Genomic DNA, 24,699 nt, shown 5'->3' with positions numbered 1-24,699 from the left:
GATGGGACAAGGATTGCTTGCCAATATAGGCGAACTGGATACATACTTCCGTGGTTTGCATATAAAGAAACCCTTCCTCGTGTGTGGGAAGTCAGCCCAGGGCACAGCGCTGTACCGTTACTTTGAGCAGTTGGAGGCAGTACCGTTTAACGGTTTTGCACCCAACCCGGACTACGGTTCTGCTTTGCAGGCTACAAGTTTTTTTCGGGAGGAAGGCTGTGATTGCGTCGTAGGCCTGGGAGGGGGCAGTGCGCTGGACGTGGCCAAGTGTGTAAGATTCTGGTCAGGCGCCGGTGTGCCCCTCATTGCCATCCCCACCACGGCCGGGACCGGCAGCGAGGCCACCCACTTTGCGGTGGTCTACCGTGATGGGGAGAAAACATCCGTAAGCGATGCAACCTGCCTGCCGGATGTGGTGCTGTTCGACCCGTCCCTGTTAAAGACCCTGCCGGCATACCACCGCAAGGCCTCTATGCTGGATGCTCTCTGCCACGGGATGGAGAGTTTCTGGTCGGTAAAGGCTACAGAGGAAAGCAGGGGGTATGCCTTTCAGGCCATACAGGGTGTGCTGTCGAATATGGGCGCATACCTGGAAAATACATCCGCGGGTAATGCGGGTATGCAGCAGGCGGCATACCTGGCGGGGAAAGCCATTAACTTGACCCAGACCACTGCGGGGCATGCCATGAGCTATAAACTTACCACGCTATATGGTATTGCCCATGGGCACGCGGCGGCGCTGTGTAATGCCGCATTGTGGCCGTATATGGACAGGCAAAGCGGCCCGGGATTGTATGCGGTATTTTGCAGGCTTGCAAAAGCCTTTGGCTGTGATACGGTAGAAGATGCAGTTGCCAAATTCCAAAGCATGGTGTCGGGTTTGGGCTTGGGTATACCAAGGCCATCCCCAGGGGATTATGAGGTACTCACGGGTTCCGTAAACGCAGAGCGCTTAAGGAATAACCCGGTACCGCTGGATATGGGCGCGATAAGCCTACTATACCACCAGATATTAGAGGGGTGCGCAGTATGGACGTGAAAGCATTTGTAGCCGCTATGGGCGTGGACTTTTATACTGGGGTGCCGGATTCCCAGCTAAAAGCGCTTTGCAATTACTTGCAGGACCGGTTTGGGCAGGACGTGCGGCACCATATAATTGCCGCCAACGAAGGCAACGCGGTGGCGTTGGCGGCGGGATACCACCTGGCAACTGGCAAGGTAGGGGCCGTGTATATGCAAAACTCCGGGGAGGGGAATGCCATCAACCCGGTGGCGTCCCTGCTGGACCAAAGGGTATATGGCATACCGGCCATTTTCATAGTAGGCTGGCGGGGCGAGCCGGGCGTGAAGGATGAGCCCCAGCACGCGTTTCAAGGAGAAATCACCTTAAAACTGTTGGACTGCATGGAGATACCATACCTTGTGGTTGGCCCGGAGAGTACAGAGGGGGACATCGCCACGGCAATGGGGCGGTTCCGCCCACTGCTGGAAAAGGGCAAGAGCGTGGCTTTCGTGGTACGCAAAGGGGCGCTTACCCATGGCGGCAGGCCGGATTATGGCAACGGGTATGTTATGGGGCGCGAGGGGATATTAGAACATATTGTGGCGGTTACAGGGGACGCCCCCATTGTTTGCACCACGGGTAAGGCCAGCCGGGAACTGTTCGAATTGCGGGAGCGGTTAGGCCAAAACCATGGGCGGGATTTCCTGACGGTAGGCAGCATGGGCCATAGTTCGTCTATTGCCCTGGGAATAGCCGTACAGCGGCCGGGGGAGATAGTGTGGTGTATTGACGGTGACGGCGCGGCAGTGATGCATATGGGGGCGATGGCGGTAATTGGCGCGGCAAACCCGCCGAACCTGCGGCATATTGTCATCAACAACGGGGCCCACGAAACCGTTGGCGGGATGCCTACGGCAGCGGGAAGGGTGGATTTGCCGGGGGTTGCGCTGGCTTGCGGTTATAAAAGCGCAATGGCGGCAGGGGATATCCTCCAGTTAGACCAGGCGCTGGACGTCCTCCGGCAGGATGGGGGGTTAGCCTTTTTGGAGGTCAAAGCTGCTCTTGGTAGCAGGCCAGACCTGGGCAGGCCGACTACCTCCCCACAGGCGAATAAGGAGGCCTTTATGAGGCGCCTTTGTGATGCGGTAGACTGAACATGGACAGAGCAATAAATGTTACCTGCCCGGCCTTGCCGACATATGAAGAATACTGCGCCGAAATCCGTCCGTTGTGGGAAAGCCGTTGGCTCACCAATATGGGAGGGAAACACGAGGAACTCCGCATGGGCTTGCAGCGGTTCCTGGGGGCAAATGGCGTGGAGCTGACCACCAACGGCCATCTATCCCTGGAATTAACACTCCAGGCCATGGGGCTGGCCGGCGAGGTCATCACCACCCCCTTCACCTTCGCGTCTACCACCCATGCCATCGTCCGCTGTGGCCTTAAGCCGGTTTTCTGCGACATTGACCCCGTCCACTTCACCCTTGACGCCAGTAAGGCCGAATCCCTCATCACAGAGAAAACAGCGGCGATCCTGCCGGTCCACGTGTACGGGAATGCCTGCCCGGTAGAGGAGATTGAGGCTGTCGCCCAAAAGTATAACTTGAAAGTGGTCTATGATGCTGCCCACGCTTTTGGTGTAAAGTATAAAGGCAGGGGGATCGCAAATTACGGCGACGCCAGTTGTTTCAGTTTCCACGCCACCAAGGTTTTCCATACCATTGAGGGCGGCGCGGTGGCCTACCGGGAAGAAGGGCTCGGCCAGCGGTTAAGGCGGCTGCGCAACTTTGGCCTGGACGGCCAGGGGGATGCCGGTGAAACCGGCGGCAACGCCAAGCTTGACGAGTTCCGGGCAGCTATGGGCCTATGCAACCTGCGCCATATGGACGAAAATACTGCGGGGCGCAGGAGGGCCACGGAGCGCTACCGTGAGAGGCTGGAAGGCACTCCGGGCATCCAGCTAAACCCGGTCCAAAAGGGGGTCACCCCCAATGACGCGTACTTTCCGGTGGTGTTTCACGAGAAAGCCTTTGGGGCAGGCCGGGATGAGGTTTTGGCAGCACTGGCTGCCCAAAGCATCTACGGGCGCAGGTACTTCTATCCACTGACCAGCGGGCTTTCCTGCTATAAAGGCCGGTTCGACCCAAGCCGGACGCCGATAGCGCAGAAAATCAGCCGGCGGGTCTTGACCCTGCCGTTATACCCGGAACTACCGGTGGATACAGTAGACATGATCTGCAACATCATCCTATCCTGTAAGAAATGAGGTGGCCGGATGCGTGGCATAATCCTGGCCGGGGGATCCGGTACACGGCTGTATCCGCTGACAAAAGTGGTTTCCAAACAACTGCTGCCGGTATACGACAAGCCCATGATATACTACCCGCTGTCCACCCTGATGCTGGCGGGGATCCGGGACATTTTACTCATCTCAACGGCACAAGACCTGCCCAGGTTCCGGGATTTGCTGGGGGATGGCAGGCAGTTCGGCATCTGCCTAAGCTATGCCGCGCAGCCCAGGCCGGAGGGGATCGCCCAGGCGCTCCTTATTGGTGAGGCGTTCGTAGGGGATGAACCCTGTGCCCTGGTTTTGGGTGACAACATCTTCTATGGCGGCTGGTTTTCGGCGAACTTGCAGGAGGCAATCAGCAACGCAGAATCAGGCTATGCCACCATTTTTGGTTGCTATGTGCGGGACCCGAGGCGGTTTGGGGTGGTAGAGCTGGGTCCGGGGCTCCAGGTTGTGGGCGTGGAAGAGAAACCCGAGAACCCCAAATCGCACTATGCGGTTACGGGGCTTTACTTCTACGATAGCCGGGCCTGCCAGATGGCAAAGAAACTGCGCCCGTCAAAGCGTGGCGAACTGGAGATCACGGACCTGAACCGGCTGTATTTGCAGGCGGGCAGGCTGAAGGCGCAGATCCTGGGCCGGGGGTTCGCCTGGATGGATACCGGCACCATAGGCAGCCTGATGGACGCCGCAGTATTTGTGCAGGCGGTGCAGGAACGCCAGGGCGTGGTCATTTCCGCGCCGGAGGAGATCGCCTATTACGCCGGATGGATCGGCCGGGAGGATCTCTTAAAAGCTGCGGCCATGTATGGCAAAGCGCCCTACAGCGAGCACTTAAAAGGCGTAGCGGAAGGGCGGTTCCTACGATAATCATACGGAATGGCGGTGCGTACCATGACCTTGCTGGTGACTGGTGGAGCAGGTTTCATCGGCTCGAATTTCATATTCTACTGGATGGATAGGCACCCGGGGGACAGGGTAGTCTGCCTGGACAAGCTGACCTATGCGGGGAACCTGTCCACGCTAAAGCCCGTGCTGGATGCCGCCCATTTCCGGTTTGTAAAAGGCGATATTTGTGACAAGAATCTGGTGCTTGAGTTGTTCAAAAGTGAGCATCCGGAGTGCGTGGTAAACTTTGCCGCTGAAACGCACGTAGACCGCTCGATTACCGGCCCGGAGGTGTTCTTACAGACCAATGTGATGGGTACGGCCACACTGCTGGAGGCCTGCCGAGAGTACGGCGTGGGCCGGTACCACCAGGTTTCGACAGACGAGGTTTACGGTGATTTGCCGTTGGATAGGCCAGACCTGTCCTTTACCGAAAGCACACCGCTGCACACCAGTTCGCCCTACAGCGCGTCCAAAGCCGCGGCAGATTTGCTGGTGCAATCGTATGTGCGGACTTACGGTTTGCCGGCTACGGTATCCCGGTGTTCCAACAATTATGGGCCACGGCAGTTCCCGGAGAAGTTTATCCCGTTGATGGTGATAAACGCGCTGGAGGATAAGCCGCTGCCCGTGTACGGAGATGGCCTGAACGTGCGGGACTGGCTGTTTGTGGAGGACCACTGCCGGGCGGTCGAACTAATTTTGCGGGAGGGCAGGGTTGGTGAGATATACAACGTGGGCGGGCACAACGAGTGGAAGAACATAGACATAGTGGAACGGATCCTCACCAGGCTGGACAAGCCGGAAAGCCTGGTACGATATGTGGCCGACCGCAAAGGCCATGACCGGCGGTATGCCATTGACCCGGCGAAAATTTACAAGGAACTGGGCTGGCTGCCTCTGGTAAGCTTTGAGGACGGCCTCGAGCGGACCCTCCGATGGTACCTCGATAACCGGCCCTGGTGGCACGATATCGTTTCCGGGGCGTATAACGATTATTATGCATTAATCTATGAAAATTCGCACTGAAATTGATAGAATCTATGATGTAAAGGATGTTAGCCATGGAAAAATTTGATGTAGACACCATAAGGGCAGGTTTGTCTAATGCCTTAGGCCGCTTTTCTGGTTGTTCCCAAAAGATTGCTCTTTATGGTAATTACCAGTTGCTACGGAAAACATTAGCAAGAGAGGCTTTTTGCCGTATGGAAAGTGGAGGGAAACGGATTATACCGGATTACTTTATTGAGGATGAATCTAGCTCAAGCTCAAGACAAAAACTGATAAATAGAAAACTGGTCATTCCTTTAAGAGAGGCAGCTGAAACTTGTAAAGGCTGCTTAATCCTGATATGCGGGGAACATACGCGTATAGACGATGCAAATTGCAGGCATTCCTTTCAACGACTGAAAGATATGCGCATAGAAGGTGCGGAGATTTTTACTTTCTGGGGTTATTACTATTGTCTACATGCCCAGGAAATTATGGAAGTATTTGATTTATTGCACGATGATTTTTCAAAAGCTACCTATGCCCATATGATATTGTTACGAATGGCTTTAGTGGAGCCGGATTTTCAATATGTACAGGAAGACGAATATTTCTGCCTGCCTGAATTCTTAAGCATCAACTTAGATGAAGTATTTGTGGATTGTGGTGCGTATGTCGGTGATACAATAGAGACGTATCTTGACAGAAAAATGGGGCTATTTCAGAAAATTTATGCGTTTGAGCCAATGCAGGGCCAATATAAGGCGTTGTCTGCACGTGTGGATAGACTAAAGAAAGAGTGGGGGCTACCCGATATAAAGTTTGAATTGTTGAATGCTGGAGTTGGAGATAGAAACTATCAAATTGACAAAGAGTTTGAGGATATCCAGTTAGAGAAAAACGTGGACCTGTCTGCCATGACTCTATCTTTTGGTACTGAGGTGGAACAGGGCGGTATCCCGGTTTTTTCCATTGATGAGTTTTTCGGAGAGCAAAATGTTTCGCTTATAAAGGCGGACATTGAGGGATTTGAATTGAAGATGATTTCTGGCGCGGAATATGTGATCAAACGTGACAAACCGAAACTAGCCATCTGCATATACCATCTGCCCATAGATATGTTCTGTATCCCACTTAGAATTAAAAAGCTGTGTCCCAACTATACGCTTGCTATACGGCAACATGGACTTGGCGTTACTGAAACCGTTCTGTATGCGTATGTGGAGAATAAGCTATTGGTAATTAACTGATTGGAATACTCCGTGTGTTTTTCGATTTACAGAGGTGATTTTGCTATGCGAATTTGCTGCGGAAGGTATGGTGCTGTGAATGAAGGATATTTATATTGTAGGTGCAGGTGGCTGCGGGCGAGAAGTGTTACAAATCATTAAAGAAATTCATCAGATCCAAGGTCCCAAATGGAATATTAAAGGTTTTTTGGACGATACAGAGAACCCGTTGGAAGGAAAAGCGTGTGATTACGGCGTGGTAGGAACAATACAGAGATATGAACCGAAGGAGAATGAGGCACTGGTGATGGCTATCGCGTCGCCCCAGGCGAAACAGAAGTTGGTGCCTATGTTGTTGCAGCGCGGTGCAGTTTTTGAAAGTGTAATCCACCCATATGCCAATTTGGGGGAATTTAATAAAATTGGAGATGGTGTGGTAATATACGGCGGTTTCTCAATGTCTGTAAATGTTACAATAGGGAACTATGTTACCATGTTAGGAAGTGGGCTTGGTCATGATGTGCGGATAGGCGATTTTTCAACCGTATCTGGTATGTGTTATGTGTTGGGTAATGTTGTTGTCGGTTCCGGTGTATTTATAGGCTCAAATGCCGTAATTGCCCCGCACGCAAACATCGAAGATGAAGCCTTTGTAGGAATTGGTAGCGTAGTCCTTCGCAGGGTGAAAAAAGGTAAACGTGTCTTTGGTAATCCCGCAAGGGAAATGGATTTTTGAGGAGGAAACAGGCTGAATTTCTACGGGTTCATAAAGGAAAAGTGCCCGTGTAAACGTCGCTGCATTGGTTGAGAAACAGATTGTTATGGATTTGCGTTTCGTACGGTGGGGACAGAGATTGGCGATTTTTAGATGACTGGCTTAATAACGATGTGCGCTTTTAAGAGAGGGGAAGAGAGATGTGAATTTTGGCATAGAAGGGAAAAAATATCTGGTAACAGGTGCGTCTTCTGGGATTGGCCAGGCATCTGCAATTCTTATCAGTAAATTTGGTGGAAGAGTGATCCTTAATGGCCGGAATGAAGAAAGGCTGAATAGAACTCTCTCTCAAATGGAGGGAAAGGGGCATCATATTATGCCCTTTAACTTGAAGAATTTGAATAGAATTGGAAAATTTGTCAAGGATTGCGTACAAATAGATGATGTGCGCTTTGATGGGGCCGTTTTTGCATCGGGAACGTCTATTAATAGGCCGATTCGGGCAGAAACTCTGGAAGGCGTGGATGAAATGCTAAAGGTAAACTATCTATCATATTTTGCGCTTATAAAGGAGTTTTGTTCACGGAAAGTTCTCAACGATGGAGGGGCTATTGCTGCGGTTTCATCACAGGCCAGTATCGTTCCGGATAAAGGGCAAAGCAGCTATGGCAGCAGTAAGGCGGCTTTAGACACATTGAGCATGGTAGCATCACGCGAACTCGAAAAACGAAGGGTTCGGGTGAACCTTATCCTGCCAGGGGCAACAAAAACACCTGCCAGCGAGGCTTTTTTTGCCTCGAATACAGAAGACAAATTAAAGGAGATGTATCCGCTTGGAGTTATACAGCCAGAGGATATTGCGAATGCTGCCATATTCTTCTTAAGTGACATGAGTAACAAGATAACCGGACAGCGGCTTGTAGTTTTAGGCGGGCACTTTATGGGGCCATATAATGTATTGTAAGTGTGCGATAGCATAAGGAGGAATTGTACTATGGAAAGAATGTACGAAGTGATAAGCAGCATTATTTCTGAAACCGATTTAAAACAGGAAAGGTATCTGGTTACAGACGGATATATTGATTCCTTCGATATTGTAACAATTATTGACAGGCTGGAAGAAGAGTTTGAAATTAGCATCCCAGTTGAGAGTATGGTGCCGGAAAATTTTGAATCTGTTGATGCAATGTATGCTCTTGTCACGTCAATTTGTGGGGAGATTTGATATGTGTAAAACTGAACTGGAAATCCTGGAAAGACAAGTGCGTAAAAGGCGTATAGATGTACTTGTTGACAGAGGTGTTATAAAGCCTGTCAGAAATTTTAGTGAATATAGTTCCGCCATACAGAAGGCTAAGCAAAACGCAACACATAGGCTGTTTACAAACTCTTATATGCTGCGTGATGAAGTTGAAAGGCTAATAGGTCTGAACCTCCTATATCTGATGTCCCTAGAAAGTGGAGCGGGCTTTGTGGAAGATCAGCGGGCATACTGGCGGTTACATTTGCATATTGACTTGGAGAGAAGGCTGCAAATACACAAGCTTGAGAGATCTATTTTGATAGAACTTGTCTATGCCGAAGGGAGGATGACAAACCAGCAGGAAAAGTTCAGGCAGCTTTTATCGCAGGCTGTTTTTTCGCATTTCTATGAAACCTATCGGGCTTGTGAATTCTGTAATAAAATGTCAAAAGCGCAATATGATACATATCATCGTACCATACAGAAAGTAATGGAAAAAGAAGGGACATATATATGCGCCCCTGACGATGAGCAGCTTTTGCAATTTGAAAGAATATATCGGGAGAGAATAGACCTTTATAGCCAGTCATTCTATACGTTAGAAGAAAGAAAGCAGCAAAGGGATAGGGGCCTAGTTAGAGTTTTAGTCGATAAAAAAGGTGAAGTATTAGCTATTTGGCTGAACAATAGCATAAGTGGAGGCGCTGTAGCCGCGAAGTCAGGATTTGCATCGAATATATATGTTACGGCGCTTTTTATTGATGCTTTGAAAGATAGCTACAATGATGAAGGAAAGATGATTTCCCCTTCAAGGCCGCAAGGCTATGGCTGGATAGCCACGAGAAATACCGAGTCGATACGTGTACATGATATGTTTGGAATCAAGTGGACAGGTCGGGCCTTTGACCAGTTTATCATCCCAGGATATGTGTGCTAAGATTACAATGCCAAGGATATGAGTATTTGAAAATGAAATGAGTGTGAGATATGCCTTTTTTCAAATGTCAAAACATTAAAATTAAAGCTGTTGCCTGTGCGGTTCCGGATGATGTGGAATACACGGAGGAGTATGCAAAACTTTTTGATAAAACTTACGTAGACAAGTTTATCAAATCTACAGGGGTTAAAAGAAGATATGCATCGCATCGAAACGGCGTGACAGCTTCTGACTTGTGTTGTGCGTCAGCTGAGAAAATATTGAAAGAAACAGATTATGATAGGGGCAAGGTCGATGCGCTCATTTATGCATCTTCAAGTCCAGACTATGCGGCGCCTGTCACAGCCTGCGTCCTTCAAGACCGGTTGGGCCTTTCCCAGGAGTGCGCCTGCTATGATGTCCCACTAGGGTGTTCGGCTTACGTATATGGACTATATCTGGCAGCCATGCATTTGAGTACAGGATGCCGGTCGGTGCTGTTACTGGCAGGATCTGCTGGAGATCAACTGCCGAATACATATGTGCCATCAGAAATCCCCATGCTTTATGGGAATAGCGGCTCAGCCACCCTTTTAGAAGGATGTGAGGGCGAGGGGGATACCTATGGCCTTTTGCGCTCTATAGGCAGCCAACGAGAGGTATTAATCCAGCCTTATGGTGGGCAAAGGCATCCATTCTGGATGATGGCGGAGGAACTGGGACTACAGAGGGCCGCTGAACTGAACGGCAGGCTCTATATGGACGGCCTGGAGGTCATGCGATTCTCCTTGAGAGAGGTTGTTCAACTGGTTCAGGATTTCTGTGAACACTTTAATGTCAGCTATGACGATTATGAAATACTTGCCTGTCACCAGGCAAATCGCTTGATTATCAATAACCTTGCGCGGAAAATTAAATTCCCACAGGAAAAAATCCCTCTGCCTATAGTAGACTATGGGAACACAGGCTGCGGTTCCGTGCCATTAGCAATTTGCGAGCACTATACAAAACATCCATCGGCAAAAATATCCAGCCAAATATTAACTTGTGGGTTTGGAATCGGCCTTTCCTTAGGGATCGTGGCTGTTACAGTGAATCCGAGTAGCTGTTTTCCCATAATAAAGGTCAGCGAGAGGTTTGACGACGGTGTGACCTATAACAAATTCAACTGATGCCTTCGTATGGTATTCAGGGTGGGGCGGAGAATAGTATGTGCCCATGCTCGGTGCCAGTATTAAATTGCATTTTTGAAAGGATGAAATTACAATGGAACTAAATGAAAAGATGGCGCTTATTGAAGAAACCCTCGATGTGGAGGAAGGGGTGCTTACGGCCGAAACGGTACTGGCTGACTTGGATGAATGGGACTCTATTTCGGCACTCACCCTGATTGTCATGTTGGATGAACGTTTCAATAAGACGATTACCGGGGCGGAAATAAAGGCATTAAACACAGTGGACGATATATTGGCTTATATGGAGGATGGAATTACAATGGAACTGAATGAAAAGATGGCGCTTATCGAAGAAACCCTCGACGTGGAGGAAGGGGTGCTTACGGCCGAAACGGTACTGGATGACTTGGATGAATGGGACTCCATTTCGGCACTCACCCTGATTGTCATGCTGGATGAACGTTTCAATAAGACGATTACCGGGGCAGAAATAAAGGCATTAAATACAGTGGGTGATATATTGGCTTATATGGAGTAATGCTTTAGAAACTCACGGGTGGAATTCATGGATTGACGGCAAAGCTGGAGTTTTAAGCTTTGATCTCCTGGTTATTCTACGTGGAAAACAGAGTGGTAACTCTTTTGTGAAAACTGCGAAAAGGATGGTGGAATATTTATGATCAAATCTCTTTTGGAATACTTTGAGGAAACTGTAAAAAATTCCCCCCAAAAAGTGGCAGTACTGGATGGGAACAGGAGGCTTACCTTTGCCGGGCTGGAAAGCAGGGCGAAAGAAGTTGCTGCTTATTTGTGCCGCTATCTAAAGCAGCAGTTCTGTAAGCCTATCGCAGTTTTCCTACCCAAAAGCATTGAAAGCATCACCGCAGACTTGGCCATCATCTATTCTGGCAATGCGTATATGAACCTGGATATAAAAACACCCGCGCAGCGTATCAGTAATATCCTGGAGTTGGTGCAGCCTCTATGTGTTATAACAGATCAGGCGCATAGTAAGCAACTTGCTGCAGTTTGGCCTGCCGAAAAAACTGTTTTCCTGGATGTGGATTTCCCAGATGAAACAGGCGGTGACACCAACCTTTTGCTAAGTGTGCAGGAAAAGATTATCGATACCGACCCGCTATGCCTGATCAACACCTCCGGTTCTACCGGGACGCCTAAGAGCGTGGTACTAAACCACCGCAGTTTTATAGATTATACTACATGGGCGATAGAAACCCTGCACCTACGGGCGGAAGAGATATTGGGTAGTATTGCCCCCATTGTATTTGACCATTTTAGCTACGAATTCTGCCTTATGCTTATGCATAGTTGCACACTGCTTCTAGTGCCGGAGAGTTATACGATTTTCCCGGTCAAACTGCTGGAACTATTAAATGAATATAAGGCAACTTACCTTTTCTGGGTACCAACTTTGATGGTGAATATCGCCAATATGAACATCCTCTCCCGTATCCCGTTACCTAATGTCAGCATGGTGTGGTTTGCCGGCGAAGTTTTCCCCACCAAGCAGTTTAATTACTGGCGCAGCCACCTACCCCAGGCTACTTTTGTCAATTTGTATGGGCCAACTGAGATCACGGTGGACTGTACCTACTACATTGTTGACCGGGAACTGCGAGAGGATGAGCCTATTCCGATTGGTTACCCATGCCGGAATACGGACGTTCTGATTTTAAATAAAGAGAACCGTCCTGCTGCTGCCGGTGAAGAAGGTGAGTTATGTGTGCGCGGATCTTCCTTAGCAATGGGATATTATAATAACCCGGAAAAGACGAAAGCGGCATTTGTACAAAATCCGTTGAACCAGGCTTATCCAGAACTGATTTACCGTACAGGTGACATCGTATATGTGAATGATTTGGGGGAGATCATTTTTAAAGGGAGAAATGATACGCTGATTAAGCATCATGGTAAGCGTATCGAATTAGGCGAAATAGAGCATATAATCATCAACACGCTACAGTTGGTAAAAAATGGCTGCGCAGTCTATAACCGTGAAAAACAGGAGATAGTCTTTTTCTACGAAGCCGCGGCACAGTTGGAAAACGCAGCCTTGCGGAAAGAGATTGGGGCAGCCCTGCCTAAATATATGATACCGGGGAAGTTCGTTTTTATGGAAGAATTGCCGAGGAATACAAACGGTAAAATAGACAGGCTAAAACTAAGCAGAAATTTATAGATAAGAGGATATGTCATGGAATTATACTTAAATAATTCTGACAGCATTGCTATATTTGGTTCAGGTTCTTTGGTTAGGAAATGCATACAATCGATAAGGGGATTTTCCGGCTGCAAGATATTTGTCTTTGAAAAAAAGATAAGTGGTATTTCAGCATTAGAAAAGCAGATCCGCAAGATCGATCATGCGGAGTATGCAGAGGTGGATGCCAATGTTGAAAAAAGGGTATTAGAGGCCAATCCAAAAATAATTTTTAGCATTAGCAATATATATCTTTTTAAAGATCCCCTGATAAGCCGGTTCCCCATCATCAATTACCATAATGCCCTCCTCCCGATCCACCCAGGCAGAAATGCCGAAGCATGGACAATTTTTTCGCAGGATAACACCGCGGGGGTTACATGGCATTTTGTAGAGAACAAAGTGGATGCGGGGGATATTATCCTACAGGAAAAGGTTCCCCTGCATGACAGGATGACGGCAATCCAATTGTTGTCGCAGCAGGCAAGAACAGCGCATAAAATGTTTGAAACGATCCTAACGGATATTTTTGAGAAACATACGCTAAAGGGACACAGGCAAGCGGCCCGGGCCGATGTCAAGTTCCATTTTTCCTGGGAGAAACCCAATGACGGCCTGTTGGAACTATCTTGGGATACTAAAAAAATCTCGGCATTCCTGCGTGCGATGGATTACGGTAAATTCACTATACTGGGCAAGCCCTCCCTGCAATACCAGGGTACACCCTTCACATGGGAAAGCTATGTGATCGAGAGATCCGGCGATCCAGGCGGAAATACGCGATTCTCTTTCGGGGATGGGGAGGCGGTATTTACAGGCGGCGGCCTTTCCATTAAACTGTTGGGCTTTCACAAAGCATAAAAAAGGATGATGGATTTGAGTTTGACATATTATTTGGAGCAACACCCTATATACAGGTTCCCAATGCCGGTTATCGATTCTAATATGTATTTCCTGCCCACAGGGGAAAGCGCTTTGGTGGTCGATCCCTGCATATCCAGGGAACTGGAACAGCGGATGAAGGAATGCCGGATAACAGATTGCCTGATCCTTTTGACCCACGAGCACTATGACCATATCTCTGGTGTAAACTGGCTAAGGGGCCTGGCAAAGTGTAAAGTGATGTGCTCAGAAACCTGTGGGGAACGTATCCAAGATCCCAAGAAAAACTCTGCGGCATATTTTGAGGCCCTCTTTTTTAACCGGGATGCGCAGACGCAGAAACGGGCCCGGGAAATAACGGACCCCAACTATACCTGCCAGGCAGATGTTTCCTATGCCGGGAAACAGGTGTTTGTATGGAAAGGCCTAGAAATCGAACTGACAGAAGCCCCCGGTCACTCACCGGGCAGCCAGATCATCCGTGTGGGCGGGAAGTATTATTTTACCGGCGATTACCTGATCCCCGGCGGCCAGGTAATCACCCGCTTACCCGGCGGGAACAGGCGCCAATATGAAACGGCCACAAGGCCTTACCTGCAAAGGATAGGGCCGGATAGTTTCATTTTCCCAGGCCACGGGGAACCCGGGCCCATCCAAAGCAACACCTTGGGCGGAATATAACCGAGAGGCCTGCCGGTTGGGAAGTTCCCGTTTTTTCAGGCAGGCGAAAGTCCGGGAGAGGATAGTTCCCAGCAAAGGGGAAAGTAGACTTGTAAAGTGATCATAAAGGCAAGCCGCCCATAAGGATGGGGCGGCTTTTTGCGTCCCCTCATAGCGGAGCCTTGGAAAAAGGCCGGGGCGTGGGCCGATTATACAGCAAGAAACAGGCCATACTGGTTGTTGAGGTGATACCATGGACATGGCCGTTATACGTTATATCAACAACGAGCCCTATCAAGGGGAAAAGCTGCCCGCCATGAAGGTGGACAACCCCGGCGTGGTCATGGTGCTGAAGGGCCTACAGCACCGGCTCATAGACACATCAAAAACCAAACGGGAAAACCATCCCCTTGGGAAATCCCTCCATTGATTTTCCCCCCGGCAAATGGTATACTGGAGTTGCCTTGCAGAGGGCATTTTCGGAAAGGAGCAAACGTGGCAAACAAGCCAAATCAAGCGTTAGAAACCCGATTCCGTGTGCTGTACATCCGTGTTTCAACGGAGGCGCAGGCGGAGGAGGGCTTTTCCATCGGGGCCCAGCAAGAGCGGCTGGAAGCCTATTGCCGGGCCCTGGGGTGGGAAAACTATCAACTGTATATCGATCCCGGTTTTTCCGGGAGCAATTTAAACCGGCCGCAGATGCAGCGGCTGATTGGGGACGTGCAGAGCGGGAAAGTCAGCGCCGTGGTGGTCTACAAGCTGGACAGGCTTTCCCGTAGCCAAAAGGATACCCTATACCTGATCGAGGACGTCTTTATCCCCCATAACGTAGCGTTCGTATCTCTCAACGAGAATATTGACACCGGCACGCCCTACGGCCGGGCCATGATCGGGATCCTGTCCGCTTTCGCCCAGTTGGAGCGGGAAAACATCTACCAGCGTACCCGTATGGGTATGCTGGAGCGGGTCAAGCAGGGCTACTGGATGGGCGGCGGTGGTGTCCCCTACGGGTATGACTATGACCGAAACAGGGGGATCCTGGTGCCCAATGAGCAACAGGCTGAACAGGTGCGTAAGATGTATGACCTGTACCTGAGAGGATATTCCGCCCAGAAAATCGCCCATATGCTGGGCCTGCGCTATGACCGGATCGTTACCCAGATTCTAGCCCGTAAAAGCAATACCGGGGTGATCTGCTATAAGGGTGAGGAGTACCCAGGCCTGCACGAACCGATTATTTCTGCGGAGATATACAACCTGACCCAGATCAAAATGCGGGAGCGCGCTGAAAAGAGCCGGGTGCCAACCAAAGGCACCCACCTGCTGGCCGGGCTGGTATATTGCGGCGTGTGCGGCGCGCGGATGCGGTATGTAAAGTGGGGCAAGGGCGGTTGCAAGCTGTACTGCTACTCCAAAGACAAGTCCAAGCCGCATATGAAACGCGCGGACGCCTGTAGTTCGGAGCCCTGCTGGGCAGACCAGATCGAGGGCCTGGTGATACAGGACCTATTCAACATCTCCGCCAACCTGGAGCAGCCGGAAAAAGAGGGCTGTGCCCCGCCGGCTGACCCCCTCCAGGAGCTGGAAAGCCAGATCGCCCAGACAGAGGCCAAAGTCAAGCGCCTATATAACCTCTACGCCGTAGACGGCAACGAAATGCTGCTGGACACCATTGAGGAGAACAAGCGCCAGCTAGCCCTGCTCCGGGAACAACGGATTATGGAAGAGGAAACCCATGCCCGCGCCAGGCATATTGGCCTGATCCGGGAACAGGTGGTCAGCATCCGGTCGGCTTGGGAGATGCTAAGCGCCCAGGAGCGCCAGGCCATACTGCGGGACTGCATCGACCGTATCATCATCCACAAAAACAGGGTGGAGATCTTCTACACCTTCTTGAAAGAGAAAGGGAAGGGCGGGGAAACAGAATATGTTGCGTAGAACCGGCCATTTACCGCAAAATATAGTTTTTCCCCAAGATACGCCCATGCCCATGATCATCGGTGAAGTACGGCGGTTTTTGCGGGACAACAACTCCGTGCGGGTAAGCCGGTCCATGCGGGACACAGCCTATAAGGCCATCCAGTGTAAAGAGCGCCTGACCGCCAAAAACGGCCGGGAGCCTACGGTAGAGGAGATTGCCGGGGAACTGGAGATGAAACGGGAGGACATTGTGGTGGCTTTGGAGGCCATTGTGGAGCCGGTGTCCCTGTACGAGCCCACCTTCTCCGACGGGGGCGACCCGGTATATATCATGGACCAGGTGGGGGACGGGGACGACCAGGACTGGCTGGAGGAGTTGGCCATCAAGCAGGCCATCCACAATCTCAGCGACAGGGAAAAACGCATCCTCTCCATGCGCTTTCTGGATGGCTGCACCCAGATGGAAGTAGCCGGCCAGGTGGGTATCTCCCAGGCCCAGGTTTCCCGGCTGGAAAAAGGCGCGCTGGGGAAGATCAAGGCGGAGATAAGGGCGTAAGCCACTGGGCCCGGCTAATCTATAAAAAAGAAAATAAACAGGAAGGGCAAGCCCGGCGTGGGGCCTGCCCTTCCTGTCTATATTATGCCTTTTATGCCTTGCAAAAATCGTTTAAGTACCTGTCCAGGCAGGCGTCAATCACCGCCTTGGCGTCCTCCGGGCCCCTGGCCTCACTGATCTCGGTAAACTTGTCGCTTTCCAGTTGTTTGTAGACCTTAAAGAAGTGGCGCATCTCCTCAAAAATATGGGGCGGTAGCTGGGAGATGCTTTTATAGCTGTTGTAGGTGGGGTCGTCGAAGGGGATGGCGATGATCTTTTCATCCTCGGCGCCGCCGTCGTCCATGATGATCACCCCAATGGGATAGCAGCGCACCAAGGACATGGGGATAATGTTCTCCGAGCAGAGTACCAGCACGTCCAGGGGGTCGCCGTCATTGGCATAGGTGCGGGGGATAAACCCATAGTTGGCCGGGTAATGGGTAGAGGTGTACAGCACCCGGTCCAGCTTTAAAAGGCCGGTTTCCTTGTCCATCTCATACTTAGACTTGCTGCCTTTGGTAATCTCAATGACAGCATAGAAGTCGTCGCTTTTAATGCGCTTGGGGGAGATGTCATGCCAGATGTTCATGGTTCTGCCTTCTTTCTTATTTGAATTTTGGTATATATTCACCCCCGCGGGCATATATATGGCAAAAACCGCAGGGGGGATATTTATGAGCAGCAGAATGGCCGATCTGCGCCGCAAAGAGGTCATCAGCGTGAAGGACGGCGGGCGGCTGGGCTTTGTGTGCGATGTGGAAATAGACACCCACACAGCCGCAGTCACCGCGCTGGTCATTTACGGCCGGGCAAGGTTCTTTGGGCTGTGGGGCCACCAGGAGGATGTGGTGATCCCCTGGCGGGATATCGAAATGATCGGCGGGGACATTGTACTGGTAAGATGCACCGCCCCCCAGCGGGAACCCGGCCTGCTGGCAAGGCTGTGGGAAAAACTGTTGGGCTGAGCTCCAAAGGCAACACCCTACTCCCCCAGGAAGGCCTGTAACGAGGGCAAAAGCTGGCGGCAGGTGTCCTTTCCCTGGTCGTAGAGGGCTTGTAGCTTTGCCACGTCCCGCTCGGTGCGGCTGACGGTAACAGGCTCTGGCGGGCGGATGACAAAAAGCTTGCCCTGGGCCTCCAGGCGGTCCAGCTCATCCAGCTCGGCATTATAGTGGCGGGGGATATGCAGGATGGCCTGCACCAGACGGGGGTATCTGCGGTAGACACGGGCATACATCCTGGCTGCGGTGCGGGAAACCGGCTCTTTCCGGTAGCCGTGTTCCCTGGTCGTAACGACAACCACCCTGTCATAGCCCTCTTCCAGAGGGCGGCGGTAGGGGATAGACACCGAGAGCCCCCCATCCAGGCAGGGCTCGCCGTCCACAGGAACAATGGGGGAGAGCAGCGGCAAGCTGGCGCTGGCCCGTATGGCCGCGTACAGGTCCCCCACCTGGCTTTTTTCATAGTACATGGCCTGGCCCGTGCGGCAACTGGTGGCCACCGCCGTATACTGGCAGGGGGAATTTTCAAAAGCCGGGCGGTCCAGGGGAAACAGGGTATCGCTGACTTCTCCAAAGAGGAAATCAAAATTAAAAATGCTGCGGTGCAGCAGCAGGCTGCGCAGGCCCATATAGCGGGGGTCGTTCACACAACTGAGGTTGATCTCCGCGGTACGGCCCTTTTGCCCGGACACAATGTTGACCCCAGCCAGTGCCCCGGCAGAAACCCCGAACACCCCCTGCCAGCCCAGGCCAGCCTCCATCATCACATCGGTAACGCCGGCAGTGAACAGGCAGCGCAAAGAGCCGCCCTCTAAAGCCAAAGCTTTACGGTTCAAACTATCACTGTCCTTTCGGTCATTTTGAGGTTCAGGCAGCACGGTGCGGCCCTAAGCGCCCTATGGCGCGGCCGGCCCCCAGCGTGTAAGATTGCGCTGGCCGTGGGTGGTAGATGCCGCCTTAGAGTCTGTCTTAAAACGGACTCTAGCCCTATTTTACATCAACCGGCAGAAACTTTCAAGCCTTTCCGGGTTGATTTTGTTGGCAGGGGCAGGTATAATAGCAGCATATGCCCCTGCGGGCAGGGGAACACGATTTGGGGAGGCAAATGGTATGCGTATAAGGAAAAAAGCCTGGGCCCGGCCGGAACTGGCCGCCTGCGGCTACTACATAGACAACCCAGAGGCCCAAAAGGGGCGCTGGCAGGAATCCTTTGGGGCCAGGCGGCCCCTGCATCTGGATCTGGGCTGCGGGAAATGCGTGTTTCTGGCGGAGATAGCGGAGCGCCGGCGGGACGTGAACTTTGTGGGCATTGACATCAGCTACGATATTTTAGGGGTAGGCCGACGGAACATACAGGCGGCCTTTGGCGATGTCCAGCCGGACAATGTGCTGCTGTGCTACTATAATATTGAGCGCCTGTCCGAACTGTTTGCGCCGGGTGAGGTGGACAGGCTGTATATTAACTTCTGTAACCCTTGGCCCGCTGCCGGCTGCCATAAGCGCCGGCTGACCCATACCCGCCAGCTACTAAGCTATAAGCCCCTGCTGGCCCCCGGCGGGGAGGTATGGTTTAAAACCGATAACGACAGCCTGTATCTGGGTACCCGGCGCTATTTGGCGGAGGCCGGGTTTGAAGTGTTCTTTGATACCACCGACCTACACGCCCTACAAGATCCGGAGAATGTAATCACCGAGCACGAGCAGATGTTTACCGCCCAGGGGATAAAAACAAAAGCGCTACGGGCCCGGGTAGCCCAGGCAGAGGTCTAGCCGCCGTGGGCGCCATTCCCGCGGGTATTCTGGGGGCGGATGCACAATACGAAAGCCATAAAGCCAACACAGGACAAAGCAGGCCGGGCATACCCCCAAGAGGTATACCCGGCCTTTCCGAATGTTATGGCCTGCTGGCTGCACGCAATCCCCTGTACGCGCACCGGAAACCGTGTCCTATTTGCCTTTGGCCGGGGCCTGTTCCAGGCTCCAGTGGCCACCGTTTTCCCCGGCGGTGCCGGTGATGGTGCCGGCCTTTGCCTGCATTTCCTGGAAACTGTCATACTGCCGGAATTCCCTGTCCACGTCCAGTTCCAGCCATTCGGGCCCGCCATTTACCGGGGAAAAATAAGCCCGCAGTACGCCCCGTTCCGGGTAGTACTCCACCTTTTCCGCCAGGAATTCTATCTCTTCCCCATAGTCGTTCTCCATGCGGATCAGGCATTTTTGGCTGCCCGTAACAGAGCCTGTTTGGGCGTATTCTATCAAGCCGGTCACCCGGCTGAATATCTTCCCGCCCGAGGCGGCGTTGGCGCCTATGGCGGTGGCCACCACCATCACGGCGATCGCAGCCGCTACCAGCGCTCTTTTGGCCAGTTTAGGTTTCCGTTTGTTTTCCGTCATGCGAAACACCTCCTGCATTTTTTCCGGGGAGGCAGTCAGCCTGGAAAAAGCACGTTTGTAGAGATCGGGGTAAAATTCCATTATGAGTCCTCCTCTTGCGTTGTCAACATCTGTTTCAGTTTCTCCCTGGCCCGTTGCAGCCGGGTCTGTACGGTGGAAGGGTTCAGCCCGCACAGGGCGGCCACCTCTTTGACCGGGTAGCCCTCGTAATAGTAAAGGTATAGCGGCACCCGGTACTTTTTGGGCAGGGACATCACCGCCAAAAACAACCGGCTTTCCTCCGGGGCCTGAAAATCTACCGTGCCGGCATATTCCTCCAGGGGCGCCCGTTTGCGGAACCAGGCCGAGCGGGTAAGCTTGCGGCTCTCGTTCACCGTGACCCGGATGAGCCAGTGTTTCACGTGCTCCCTGCCCGCAAAGGCCGTCTTTTCCCGGTAGAGTTTTAGCAGCACGGTCTGCATGATGTCCTCGGCGTCGGCGGCGTTTTTGCAGCAGTTGAACGCCACCCGGTAGACCGTGTCGCCGTACCCTTCGGCATACCCGGCAAATTCTTCTGCTGTCATAGCGCCCCTCCCTTCTGCCGTGGCCTGAAAAGCTTTTCACCCATAATACCCCTTTGCGGGGGGAAATATCTCATTTTTTCAAAAAATATTCTTTAATCCCTTGACTTGGAATAGGGTTCATGTGGTATCATTAAAAAACGTCAGGGGGCGGTATCGTGTGGATTGCCGGGATGCTGGTGCTGTTAGCGGGTTATTTTTCCTTTGGGGACGGCTCTCTGTCCGGCACGGTGTTCGCCGCCGGGCTTACCCCCTGGGGTAGTATACCAGCCTGGTAGGCGCCCATGCGTGGGGCCCTGCCCTTTCACGGTATATTGTCTTTTACGTGAGGGATTTTTTAGACGCAAAACAGGAAAAAGCGAAAAAGGTAAAATAGATCCAATTTCCAGAAGGAGGAATCAGAATGAAAACCGTAACACTGGGCCGCACAGGTATTGTGGCCAACAAAACCGCTTTTGGGGCGTTACCCATCCAGCGGGTAAGCGCGGAATACGCCGGCAAACTGCTGCGTAAAGCCTACGAGGCCGGCGTAAATTTCTTTGACACCGCCCGCTCCTACAGCGACAGTGAGGAGAAAATGGGCCTGGCCCTGGCCGATGTGCGGGAGAAGATATTTATTGCCACCAAAACCCCTTCAACCACCGTGGAGGGCTTTTGGAAGGACCTGGAAACCAGCCTGCGCCTTTTGCAAACCGGTTACATCGACGTGTACCAGTTCCACAACCCGGCCTTTTGCCCAAAGCCCGGGGACGGCACCGGCCTGTACGAGGCAATGGAAGAGGCCAAGGCCCAGGGGAAGATCCGGCATATCGGCATTACCAACCACCGGCTGAAGGTGGCCGAAGAGGCCGTGCGCTCCGGCCTGTACGAAACGTTGCAGTTCCCCTTCTGCTACCTGGCCACGGAAAAGGAACGGGCCCTGGTGGAACTGTGCAAAGCGCAAAACGTAGGCTTTATCTCCATGAAAGGGCTTTCCGGCGGCCTGATCACCAACGCGGCCGCTGCCTTTGCCTGGCAGGGGGCTTTTGACAATACCCTGCCCATCTGGGGCGTACAGCGGGAGGAAGAGCTGGACGAGTTCCTGGGCTTTATGGCCGCGGCCAACCCACCCAGCCTGGACGACCCTGCCATCCAGGCGGCCATTGAGAAGGACCGGGCCGAGCTTACCGGCAACTTCTGCCGCTCCTGTGGGTATTGCCTGCCCTGTCCGGCCAACATCAATATCCCTCAGTGTGCCCGGATGAGCCAGTTGATCCGCCGTAGCCCCTCGGCCAACTGGCTGACCCCCGATGCCCAGCAAATGATGCTGAACATTGAGAACTGCGTGAATTGCGGCCACTGCAAAAACCACTGCCCCTATGAGTTGGACACCCCCGCCCTGCTCCGGCAGAACCTGGCGGACTACAAAAACATCCTGGCCGGCACGGTGAAGGTGTAGCGGCCGCTGCCGGGGCCGCGCCCCCTACCGGGGCAACAGACTTACATAATAGTGGCGTTATCCATACAAAAAGGCAGAGGGCCCCTAGGGGCGCACCTCTGCCTTTGTTTGGCCACGCTTTACGCAATGCCGTATTTGCGCACAAATTCCAGCATATTTTCCACCCAATGGGGGTACCGGAACCCGGCGCGGATGTCGTCAGGGGAGATGTAAGCCCCGCCCATCACGGCCTGCATGGCAGCCTCGGCCACCATAGCCTCTTTGGTATAGGGGTCGGCCATGTACTCTTCAAAGGTAATGTTCATCTTCAAATCCATACCGCCCACAGCCCCTATATAGAAAAAACTGTCCTTGCCCAGCAGTTGGCCCATGCGCTCTATACACGCAATGCCCTCGCGCATTTGGGCCACCGTAATGGTGCGGGTATAAGCCCCGGCCTGTTTGGGTTCCATTTTGCGTTCGCCTCCTGCCAATATTTGGTCCACAGTGGTTCCCAGCACGCTGGCCAGTTCCGGCAGCAGGGTGATGTCCGGCAGGGTTTCCCCCCGTTCCCATTTGCTTACCGCCTGAAAGGATACGTGCAGCTTTTCCCCCAGTTGGTTCTGGGTCAGCCCCAACTGTTTGCGCAGGCGGCAGATGTGCCTGCCCGCCTTCATGGGTATCAGTTCCATGTGCGTGCCCCCTTGTGTGTTGGTGCGCCTTACAAAAAAGAGTATAGGCAACACCGCACAAAGACCGGCCTACGGCCTTTGCACACGATTTGCTTGCACTTTTTCCGTCATAGCGCACAGCTTTCGCTTGCCAATCGATAGATTGGATGCCCTCAATCTGTACACTTTGACGAAAAAATTGACTGTGCAACTTGTGCACAATCTTTGTGCGGTGTTGCTTATTTTACCCCATAACCGCCCCCGGCGCAATAACCTGCCGGGCGATTCCCCCCGCCCCGCCTCCCCCGGCGGTTGAATATTCCGGCAGGGTATGCTATACTTACAAGCAAAGGGGGCTGCTATCATGAAAATCAAATGGCTGCAAATCGCTTGTATGTGCCTGGTGTTGCTATGTGTGCTGGGCCTGGGCTGGGAGGTCTATATGGACAACCTGAACCATATGGCCCTGCTCTACGTTTTCGGCGCTTTCGGCATCTGCGGCTTTCTTGCAAACGCCGCCCTGGCCGTGTACCGCGTTTACTTGGAACTGAAAAAGTGAATTTGCCCCGTGCCCACGGCAGGGGACCGGGTAGCGCCGGCAGGCTATCCGGTATAACGGCCCTGTATGGAAAAATAATGGTAGGGGCCAAAAAATGAAAGGCGGTGTGCCATGCGGATCATCCTCTCCCCGGCAAAGAAAATGCGCGTTGATACGGACAGCCTCCCCATAAGGGGCCTGCCCGCTTTCCTTCCCCAAACGGAACGGTTGCTGGCAGCGCTGCGGGCCATGCCGCCCCAGAAACTGCAAGCCCTTTGGAAGTGCAACGACAGTATTGCCCGGCAAAATGTGGAGCGGTTACAGGCCATGGACCTGCGGCGGGGCCTGACCCCGGCGGTCCTGTCCTATGAGGGCATCCAGTACCGCTATATGGCGCCGGGGGTTATGGAGGCCGGCCAGTTGGGCTACCTGCAAGAACACCTGCGGATCCTCTCCGGGTTCTACGGGCTGCTGCGGCCCTTTGACGGCGTGACCCCCTACCGGCTGGAGATGCAGGCCAAGCTGGCGGTAGACGGCGCGGAAAACCTCTACGCCTTTTGGGGCGGCCGTTTGGCAGAGCCGCTGGCGGACAGGGCGGGCTGGGTGCTGGATCTGGCCTCCAAAGAGTATAGCCGGGCCGTCACGCCGTATCTTCCCAAGGACATGGTTTTTACCTGTGTATTCGGCCAGTGGGCCAATGGCAGGGTGGTGGAAAAGGGCACCCTTTGCAAAATGGCCCGGGGCCAGATGGTGCGCTGGCTGGCCGAAAATAACGTGGAGCGGCCGGAAGAGATCCGCAACTTTGCGGACTTGGATTACCGCTTTGACGCCTCGCTATCCACCCCAAACCAATATGTATTTATACAAGGAGGACATTGATATGTTAGAAGCGGGAACAAAAGCCCCGGCATTTACCCTGCCGGACAAGGACGGCAACCTGGTTTCGCTGGCCAGTTTTGCGGGCCGGAAGGTGGTACTGTACTTCTACCCCCGGGACAATACCCCCGGCTGCACCCGGCAGGCCTGCGCTTTTGCGGCTGCCTATGAGGCATTCCAAAGCATCAACGCCGTGGTGATCGGCATTAGCAAAGACTCCGTAGCCTCCCACCAGAAATTCGCCGGGAAACACGGCCTGCCCTTCCTCCTGCTCTCCGACCCGGAGCTGGCCGCCATCCAGGCCTATGGCGTGTGGCAGGAGAAGAAAAATTACGGCAAAGTAAGCATGGGCGTGGTGCGCTCCACCTTTGTCATTGACGAGGCCGGGGTCATCGAGAAAGTTATGCCCAAAGTGAAACCGGATACCAACGCGGCGGAGATTTTGGCATACCTGCGCGGGGAGAAGTAGGCGCCCGCTATAGGCCCCGCCTGGCCCCATAGCCCTACTAAAGAAC

General features: G+C 52.6%; 28 protein-coding genes and 1 pseudogene. 24 read left to right on the top strand and 5 right to left on the bottom strand.

All coding sequences use genetic code 11. The features are described from left to right. Position 1: 1 nt before the first annotated feature. From U8U01_RS11260 to U8U01_RS11175, 18 genes and pseudogenes are all read left to right on the top strand, one after another. Complete coding sequence (locus U8U01_RS11260; RefSeq protein ID WP_322174234.1) at positions 2-1,039, top strand: phosphonoacetaldehyde reductase; 1,038 nt, start codon at positions 2-4, stop codon at positions 1,037-1,039. Further along, positions 1,030-2,157, top strand: coding sequence for a phosphonopyruvate decarboxylase (gene aepY, locus U8U01_RS11255; RefSeq protein WP_322174232.1), 1,128 nt, complete (start codon positions 1,030-1,032; stop codon positions 2,155-2,157). The genes U8U01_RS11260 and aepY overlap by 10 nt, the downstream gene beginning before the upstream one ends. Positions 2,158-2,192: 35 nt before the next feature. Further along, positions 2,193-3,269: a DegT/DnrJ/EryC1/StrS family aminotransferase gene (locus U8U01_RS11250; protein WP_322174230.1), complete on the top strand. Its 1,077-nt coding sequence runs from the start codon at positions 2,193-2,195 to the stop codon at positions 3,267-3,269. 9 nt (positions 3,270-3,278) lie between these two features. Beyond that, entirely contained in the window at positions 3,279-4,163 is an 885-nt protein-coding gene (gene rfbA / locus U8U01_RS11245) for a glucose-1-phosphate thymidylyltransferase RfbA (protein WP_322174228.1), read from the top strand. A gap of 24 nt (positions 4,164-4,187) precedes the next feature. Next, on the top strand, positions 4,188-5,210 hold the full coding sequence (gene rfbB, locus U8U01_RS11240) for a dTDP-glucose 4,6-dehydratase (RefSeq protein WP_322174264.1): 1,023 nt from the start codon (positions 4,188-4,190) through the stop codon (positions 5,208-5,210). A 35-nt stretch (positions 5,211-5,245) separates the two neighbouring features. Further along, positions 5,246-6,421: an FkbM family methyltransferase gene (locus tag U8U01_RS11235; protein ID WP_322174226.1), complete on the top strand. Its 1,176-nt coding sequence runs from the start codon at positions 5,246-5,248 to the stop codon at positions 6,419-6,421. 79 nt (positions 6,422-6,500) lie between these two features. Then, on the top strand, positions 6,501-7,136 hold the full coding sequence (locus U8U01_RS11230) for a NeuD/PglB/VioB family sugar acetyltransferase (RefSeq protein WP_322174224.1): 636 nt from the start codon (positions 6,501-6,503) through the stop codon (positions 7,134-7,136). Positions 7,137-7,317: 181 nt separating this feature from the next. Beyond that, the gene (locus tag U8U01_RS11225; protein WP_322174222.1) at positions 7,318-8,079 is read left to right on the top strand and encodes an SDR family NAD(P)-dependent oxidoreductase; all 762 of its coding nucleotides are present in this window, start codon (positions 7,318-7,320) and stop codon (positions 8,077-8,079) included. A 30-nt stretch (positions 8,080-8,109) separates the two neighbouring features. Beyond that, the gene (locus U8U01_RS11220) at positions 8,110-8,340 is read left to right on the top strand and encodes an acyl carrier protein (protein ID WP_322174220.1); all 231 of its coding nucleotides are present in this window, start codon (positions 8,110-8,112) and stop codon (positions 8,338-8,340) included. 1 nt (position 8,341) lies between these two features. Then, complete coding sequence (locus U8U01_RS11215) at positions 8,342-9,295, top strand: hypothetical protein (RefSeq protein WP_322174218.1); 954 nt, start codon at positions 8,342-8,344, stop codon at positions 9,293-9,295. Positions 9,296-9,345: 50 nt separating this feature from the next. Next, positions 9,346-10,446: a 3-oxoacyl-ACP synthase III family protein gene (locus tag U8U01_RS11210; RefSeq protein WP_322174216.1), complete on the top strand. Its 1,101-nt coding sequence runs from the start codon at positions 9,346-9,348 to the stop codon at positions 10,444-10,446. 94 nt (positions 10,447-10,540) lie between these two features. Next, positions 10,541-10,987: an acyl carrier protein gene (locus U8U01_RS11205; protein ID WP_322174214.1), complete on the top strand. Its 447-nt coding sequence runs from the start codon at positions 10,541-10,543 to the stop codon at positions 10,985-10,987. 138 nt (positions 10,988-11,125) lie between these two features. Next, positions 11,126-12,649 carry an amino acid adenylation domain-containing protein gene (locus tag U8U01_RS11200; RefSeq protein WP_322174212.1) on the top strand — a complete coding sequence of 508 codons (1,524 nt, stop codon included), beginning with the start codon at positions 11,126-11,128 and terminating at the stop codon, positions 12,647-12,649. 15 nt (positions 12,650-12,664) lie between these two features. Beyond that, positions 12,665-13,531: a formyltransferase family protein gene (locus tag U8U01_RS11195; protein ID WP_322174211.1), complete on the top strand. Its 867-nt coding sequence runs from the start codon at positions 12,665-12,667 to the stop codon at positions 13,529-13,531. 63 nt (positions 13,532-13,594) lie between these two features. Next, positions 13,595-14,233, top strand: a complete 639-nt coding sequence (locus tag U8U01_RS11190; RefSeq protein ID WP_322174210.1) for an MBL fold metallo-hydrolase — start codon at positions 13,595-13,597, stop codon at positions 14,231-14,233. A 232-nt stretch (positions 14,234-14,465) separates the two neighbouring features. Continuing rightward, positions 14,466-14,642, top strand: coding sequence for a hypothetical protein (locus U8U01_RS11185; protein WP_322174209.1), 177 nt, complete (start codon positions 14,466-14,468; stop codon positions 14,640-14,642). A gap of 65 nt (positions 14,643-14,707) precedes the next feature. Further along, positions 14,708-16,150 (top strand): recombinase family protein, encoded by a 1,443-nt coding sequence (locus U8U01_RS11180; RefSeq protein ID WP_322174207.1) that lies wholly within the window; start codon positions 14,708-14,710, stop codon positions 16,148-16,150. A 46-nt stretch (positions 16,151-16,196) separates the two neighbouring features. Next, positions 16,197-16,688: pseudogene (locus U8U01_RS11175) on the top strand (sigma-70 family RNA polymerase sigma factor); the annotation flags it as partial. A 91-nt stretch (positions 16,689-16,779) separates the two neighbouring features. Here the strand turns inward: U8U01_RS11175 and U8U01_RS11170 are convergent. After that, on the bottom strand, positions 16,780-17,316 hold the full coding sequence (locus U8U01_RS11170; protein ID WP_322174205.1) for an inorganic diphosphatase: 537 nt from the start codon (positions 17,314-17,316) through the stop codon (positions 16,780-16,782). 85 nt (positions 17,317-17,401) lie between these two features. On the opposite strand from U8U01_RS11170, the gene U8U01_RS11165 reads away from it, so the two are divergent. Continuing rightward, positions 17,402-17,692, top strand: coding sequence for a YlmC/YmxH family sporulation protein (locus U8U01_RS11165; RefSeq protein WP_322174203.1), 291 nt, complete (start codon positions 17,402-17,404; stop codon positions 17,690-17,692). A 17-nt stretch (positions 17,693-17,709) separates the two neighbouring features. Here the strand turns inward: U8U01_RS11165 and U8U01_RS11160 are convergent, their stop codons facing one another. Continuing rightward, positions 17,710-18,564 carry a patatin-like phospholipase family protein gene (locus tag U8U01_RS11160; protein WP_322174201.1) on the bottom strand — a complete coding sequence of 285 codons (855 nt, stop codon included), beginning with the start codon at positions 18,562-18,564 and terminating at the stop codon, positions 17,710-17,712. Between the two features lie 274 nt (positions 18,565-18,838). Between U8U01_RS11160 and trmB the strand changes: the two genes are divergently transcribed. Continuing rightward, positions 18,839-19,498, top strand: a complete 660-nt coding sequence (trmB, locus tag U8U01_RS11155; protein ID WP_322174200.1) for a tRNA (guanosine(46)-N7)-methyltransferase TrmB — start codon at positions 18,839-18,841, stop codon at positions 19,496-19,498. A 177-nt stretch (positions 19,499-19,675) separates the two neighbouring features. On the opposite strand, the gene U8U01_RS11150 is transcribed toward trmB, so the two are convergent. Next, positions 19,676-20,203: a hypothetical protein gene (locus U8U01_RS11150; protein ID WP_322174198.1), complete on the bottom strand. Its 528-nt coding sequence runs from the start codon at positions 20,201-20,203 to the stop codon at positions 19,676-19,678. Next, positions 20,203-20,685 carry a sigma-70 family RNA polymerase sigma factor gene (locus tag U8U01_RS11145; protein WP_322174196.1) on the bottom strand — a complete coding sequence of 161 codons (483 nt, stop codon included), beginning with the start codon at positions 20,683-20,685 and terminating at the stop codon, positions 20,203-20,205. The genes U8U01_RS11150 and U8U01_RS11145 overlap by 1 nt, the downstream gene beginning before the upstream one ends. Positions 20,686-21,085: 400 nt before the next feature. Between U8U01_RS11145 and U8U01_RS11140 the strand changes: the two genes are divergently transcribed. Beyond that, on the top strand, positions 21,086-22,120 hold the full coding sequence (locus U8U01_RS11140; RefSeq protein ID WP_322174195.1) for an aldo/keto reductase: 1,035 nt from the start codon (positions 21,086-21,088) through the stop codon (positions 22,118-22,120). A gap of 119 nt (positions 22,121-22,239) precedes the next feature. On the opposite strand, the gene U8U01_RS11135 is transcribed toward U8U01_RS11140, so the two are convergent. Continuing rightward, positions 22,240-22,791 carry a helix-turn-helix domain-containing protein gene (locus U8U01_RS11135; protein WP_322174193.1) on the bottom strand — a complete coding sequence of 184 codons (552 nt, stop codon included), beginning with the start codon at positions 22,789-22,791 and terminating at the stop codon, positions 22,240-22,242. A 343-nt stretch (positions 22,792-23,134) separates the two neighbouring features. Between U8U01_RS11135 and U8U01_RS11130 the strand changes: the two genes are divergently transcribed. The 3 genes from U8U01_RS11130 (at position 23,135) to bcp (ending at position 24,653) form a co-directional block, all read left to right on the top strand. Next, the gene (locus U8U01_RS11130) at positions 23,135-23,329 is read left to right on the top strand and encodes a hypothetical protein (protein ID WP_322174191.1); all 195 of its coding nucleotides are present in this window, start codon (positions 23,135-23,137) and stop codon (positions 23,327-23,329) included. Between the two features lie 111 nt (positions 23,330-23,440). After that, positions 23,441-24,187 carry a peroxide stress protein YaaA gene (gene yaaA, locus U8U01_RS11125; protein WP_322174190.1) on the top strand — a complete coding sequence of 249 codons (747 nt, stop codon included), beginning with the start codon at positions 23,441-23,443 and terminating at the stop codon, positions 24,185-24,187. 1 nt (position 24,188) lies between these two features. Then, on the top strand, positions 24,189-24,653 hold the full coding sequence (gene bcp, locus U8U01_RS11120; protein WP_322174188.1) for a thioredoxin-dependent thiol peroxidase: 465 nt from the start codon (positions 24,189-24,191) through the stop codon (positions 24,651-24,653). Positions 24,654-24,699 lie beyond the last annotated feature (46 nt).

It is taken from the genome of Acutalibacter caecimuris, from assembly GCF_034335085.1.
Taxonomy (GTDB): domain Bacteria; phylum Bacillota; class Clostridia; order Oscillospirales; family Acutalibacteraceae; genus Acutalibacter; species Acutalibacter caecimuris.
The sequence above is the reverse complement of the archived record's forward strand: the minus strand, read 5'-3'. Positions and strand labels throughout refer to the sequence as shown.

Bases quoted from the DNA above. Each gene is read 5' to 3' on its own strand.
- U8U01_RS11260 (WP_322174234.1), top strand. From the start codon at position 2: ATGGGACAAGGATTGCTTGCCAATATAGGCGAACTGGATACATACTTC.
- aepY (WP_322174232.1), top strand. From the start codon at position 1,030: ATGGACGTGAAAGCATTTGTAGCCGCTATGGGCGTGGACTTTTATACT.
- rfbA (WP_322174228.1), top strand. From the start codon at position 3,279: ATGCGTGGCATAATCCTGGCCGGGGGATCCGGTACACGGCTGTATCCG.
- rfbB (WP_322174264.1), top strand. From the start codon at position 4,188: ATGACCTTGCTGGTGACTGGTGGAGCAGGTTTCATCGGCTCGAATTTC.
- U8U01_RS11235 (WP_322174226.1), top strand. From the start codon at position 5,246: ATGGAAAAATTTGATGTAGACACCATAAGGGCAGGTTTGTCTAATGCC.
- U8U01_RS11230 (WP_322174224.1), top strand. From the start codon at position 6,501: ATGAAGGATATTTATATTGTAGGTGCAGGTGGCTGCGGGCGAGAAGTG.
- U8U01_RS11220 (WP_322174220.1), top strand. From the start codon at position 8,110: ATGGAAAGAATGTACGAAGTGATAAGCAGCATTATTTCTGAAACCGAT.
- U8U01_RS11215 (WP_322174218.1), top strand. From the start codon at position 8,342: ATGTGTAAAACTGAACTGGAAATCCTGGAAAGACAAGTGCGTAAAAGG.
- U8U01_RS11210 (WP_322174216.1), top strand. From the start codon at position 9,346: ATGCCTTTTTTCAAATGTCAAAACATTAAAATTAAAGCTGTTGCCTGT.
- U8U01_RS11205 (WP_322174214.1), top strand. From the start codon at position 10,541: ATGGAACTAAATGAAAAGATGGCGCTTATTGAAGAAACCCTCGATGTG.
- U8U01_RS11200 (WP_322174212.1), top strand. From the start codon at position 11,126: ATGATCAAATCTCTTTTGGAATACTTTGAGGAAACTGTAAAAAATTCC.
- U8U01_RS11195 (WP_322174211.1), top strand. From the start codon at position 12,665: ATGGAATTATACTTAAATAATTCTGACAGCATTGCTATATTTGGTTCA.
- U8U01_RS11190 (WP_322174210.1), top strand. From the start codon at position 13,595: ATGCCGGTTATCGATTCTAATATGTATTTCCTGCCCACAGGGGAAAGC.
- U8U01_RS11185 (WP_322174209.1), top strand. From the start codon at position 14,466: ATGGACATGGCCGTTATACGTTATATCAACAACGAGCCCTATCAAGGG.
- U8U01_RS11170 (WP_322174205.1), bottom strand. From the start codon at position 17,316: ATGAACATCTGGCATGACATCTCCCCCAAGCGCATTAAAAGCGACGAC.
- U8U01_RS11165 (WP_322174203.1), top strand. From the start codon at position 17,402: ATGAGCAGCAGAATGGCCGATCTGCGCCGCAAAGAGGTCATCAGCGTG.
- trmB (WP_322174200.1), top strand. From the start codon at position 18,839: ATGCGTATAAGGAAAAAAGCCTGGGCCCGGCCGGAACTGGCCGCCTGC.
- U8U01_RS11150 (WP_322174198.1), bottom strand. From the start codon at position 20,203: ATGGAATTTTACCCCGATCTCTACAAACGTGCTTTTTCCAGGCTGACT.
- U8U01_RS11145 (WP_322174196.1), bottom strand. From the start codon at position 20,685: ATGACAGCAGAAGAATTTGCCGGGTATGCCGAAGGGTACGGCGACACG.
- U8U01_RS11140 (WP_322174195.1), top strand. From the start codon at position 21,086: ATGAAAACCGTAACACTGGGCCGCACAGGTATTGTGGCCAACAAAACC.
- U8U01_RS11135 (WP_322174193.1), bottom strand. From the start codon at position 22,791: ATGGAACTGATACCCATGAAGGCGGGCAGGCACATCTGCCGCCTGCGC.
- U8U01_RS11130 (WP_322174191.1), top strand. From the start codon at position 23,135: ATGAAAATCAAATGGCTGCAAATCGCTTGTATGTGCCTGGTGTTGCTA.
- yaaA (WP_322174190.1), top strand. From the start codon at position 23,441: ATGCGGATCATCCTCTCCCCGGCAAAGAAAATGCGCGTTGATACGGAC.
- bcp (WP_322174188.1), top strand. From the start codon at position 24,189: ATGTTAGAAGCGGGAACAAAAGCCCCGGCATTTACCCTGCCGGACAAG.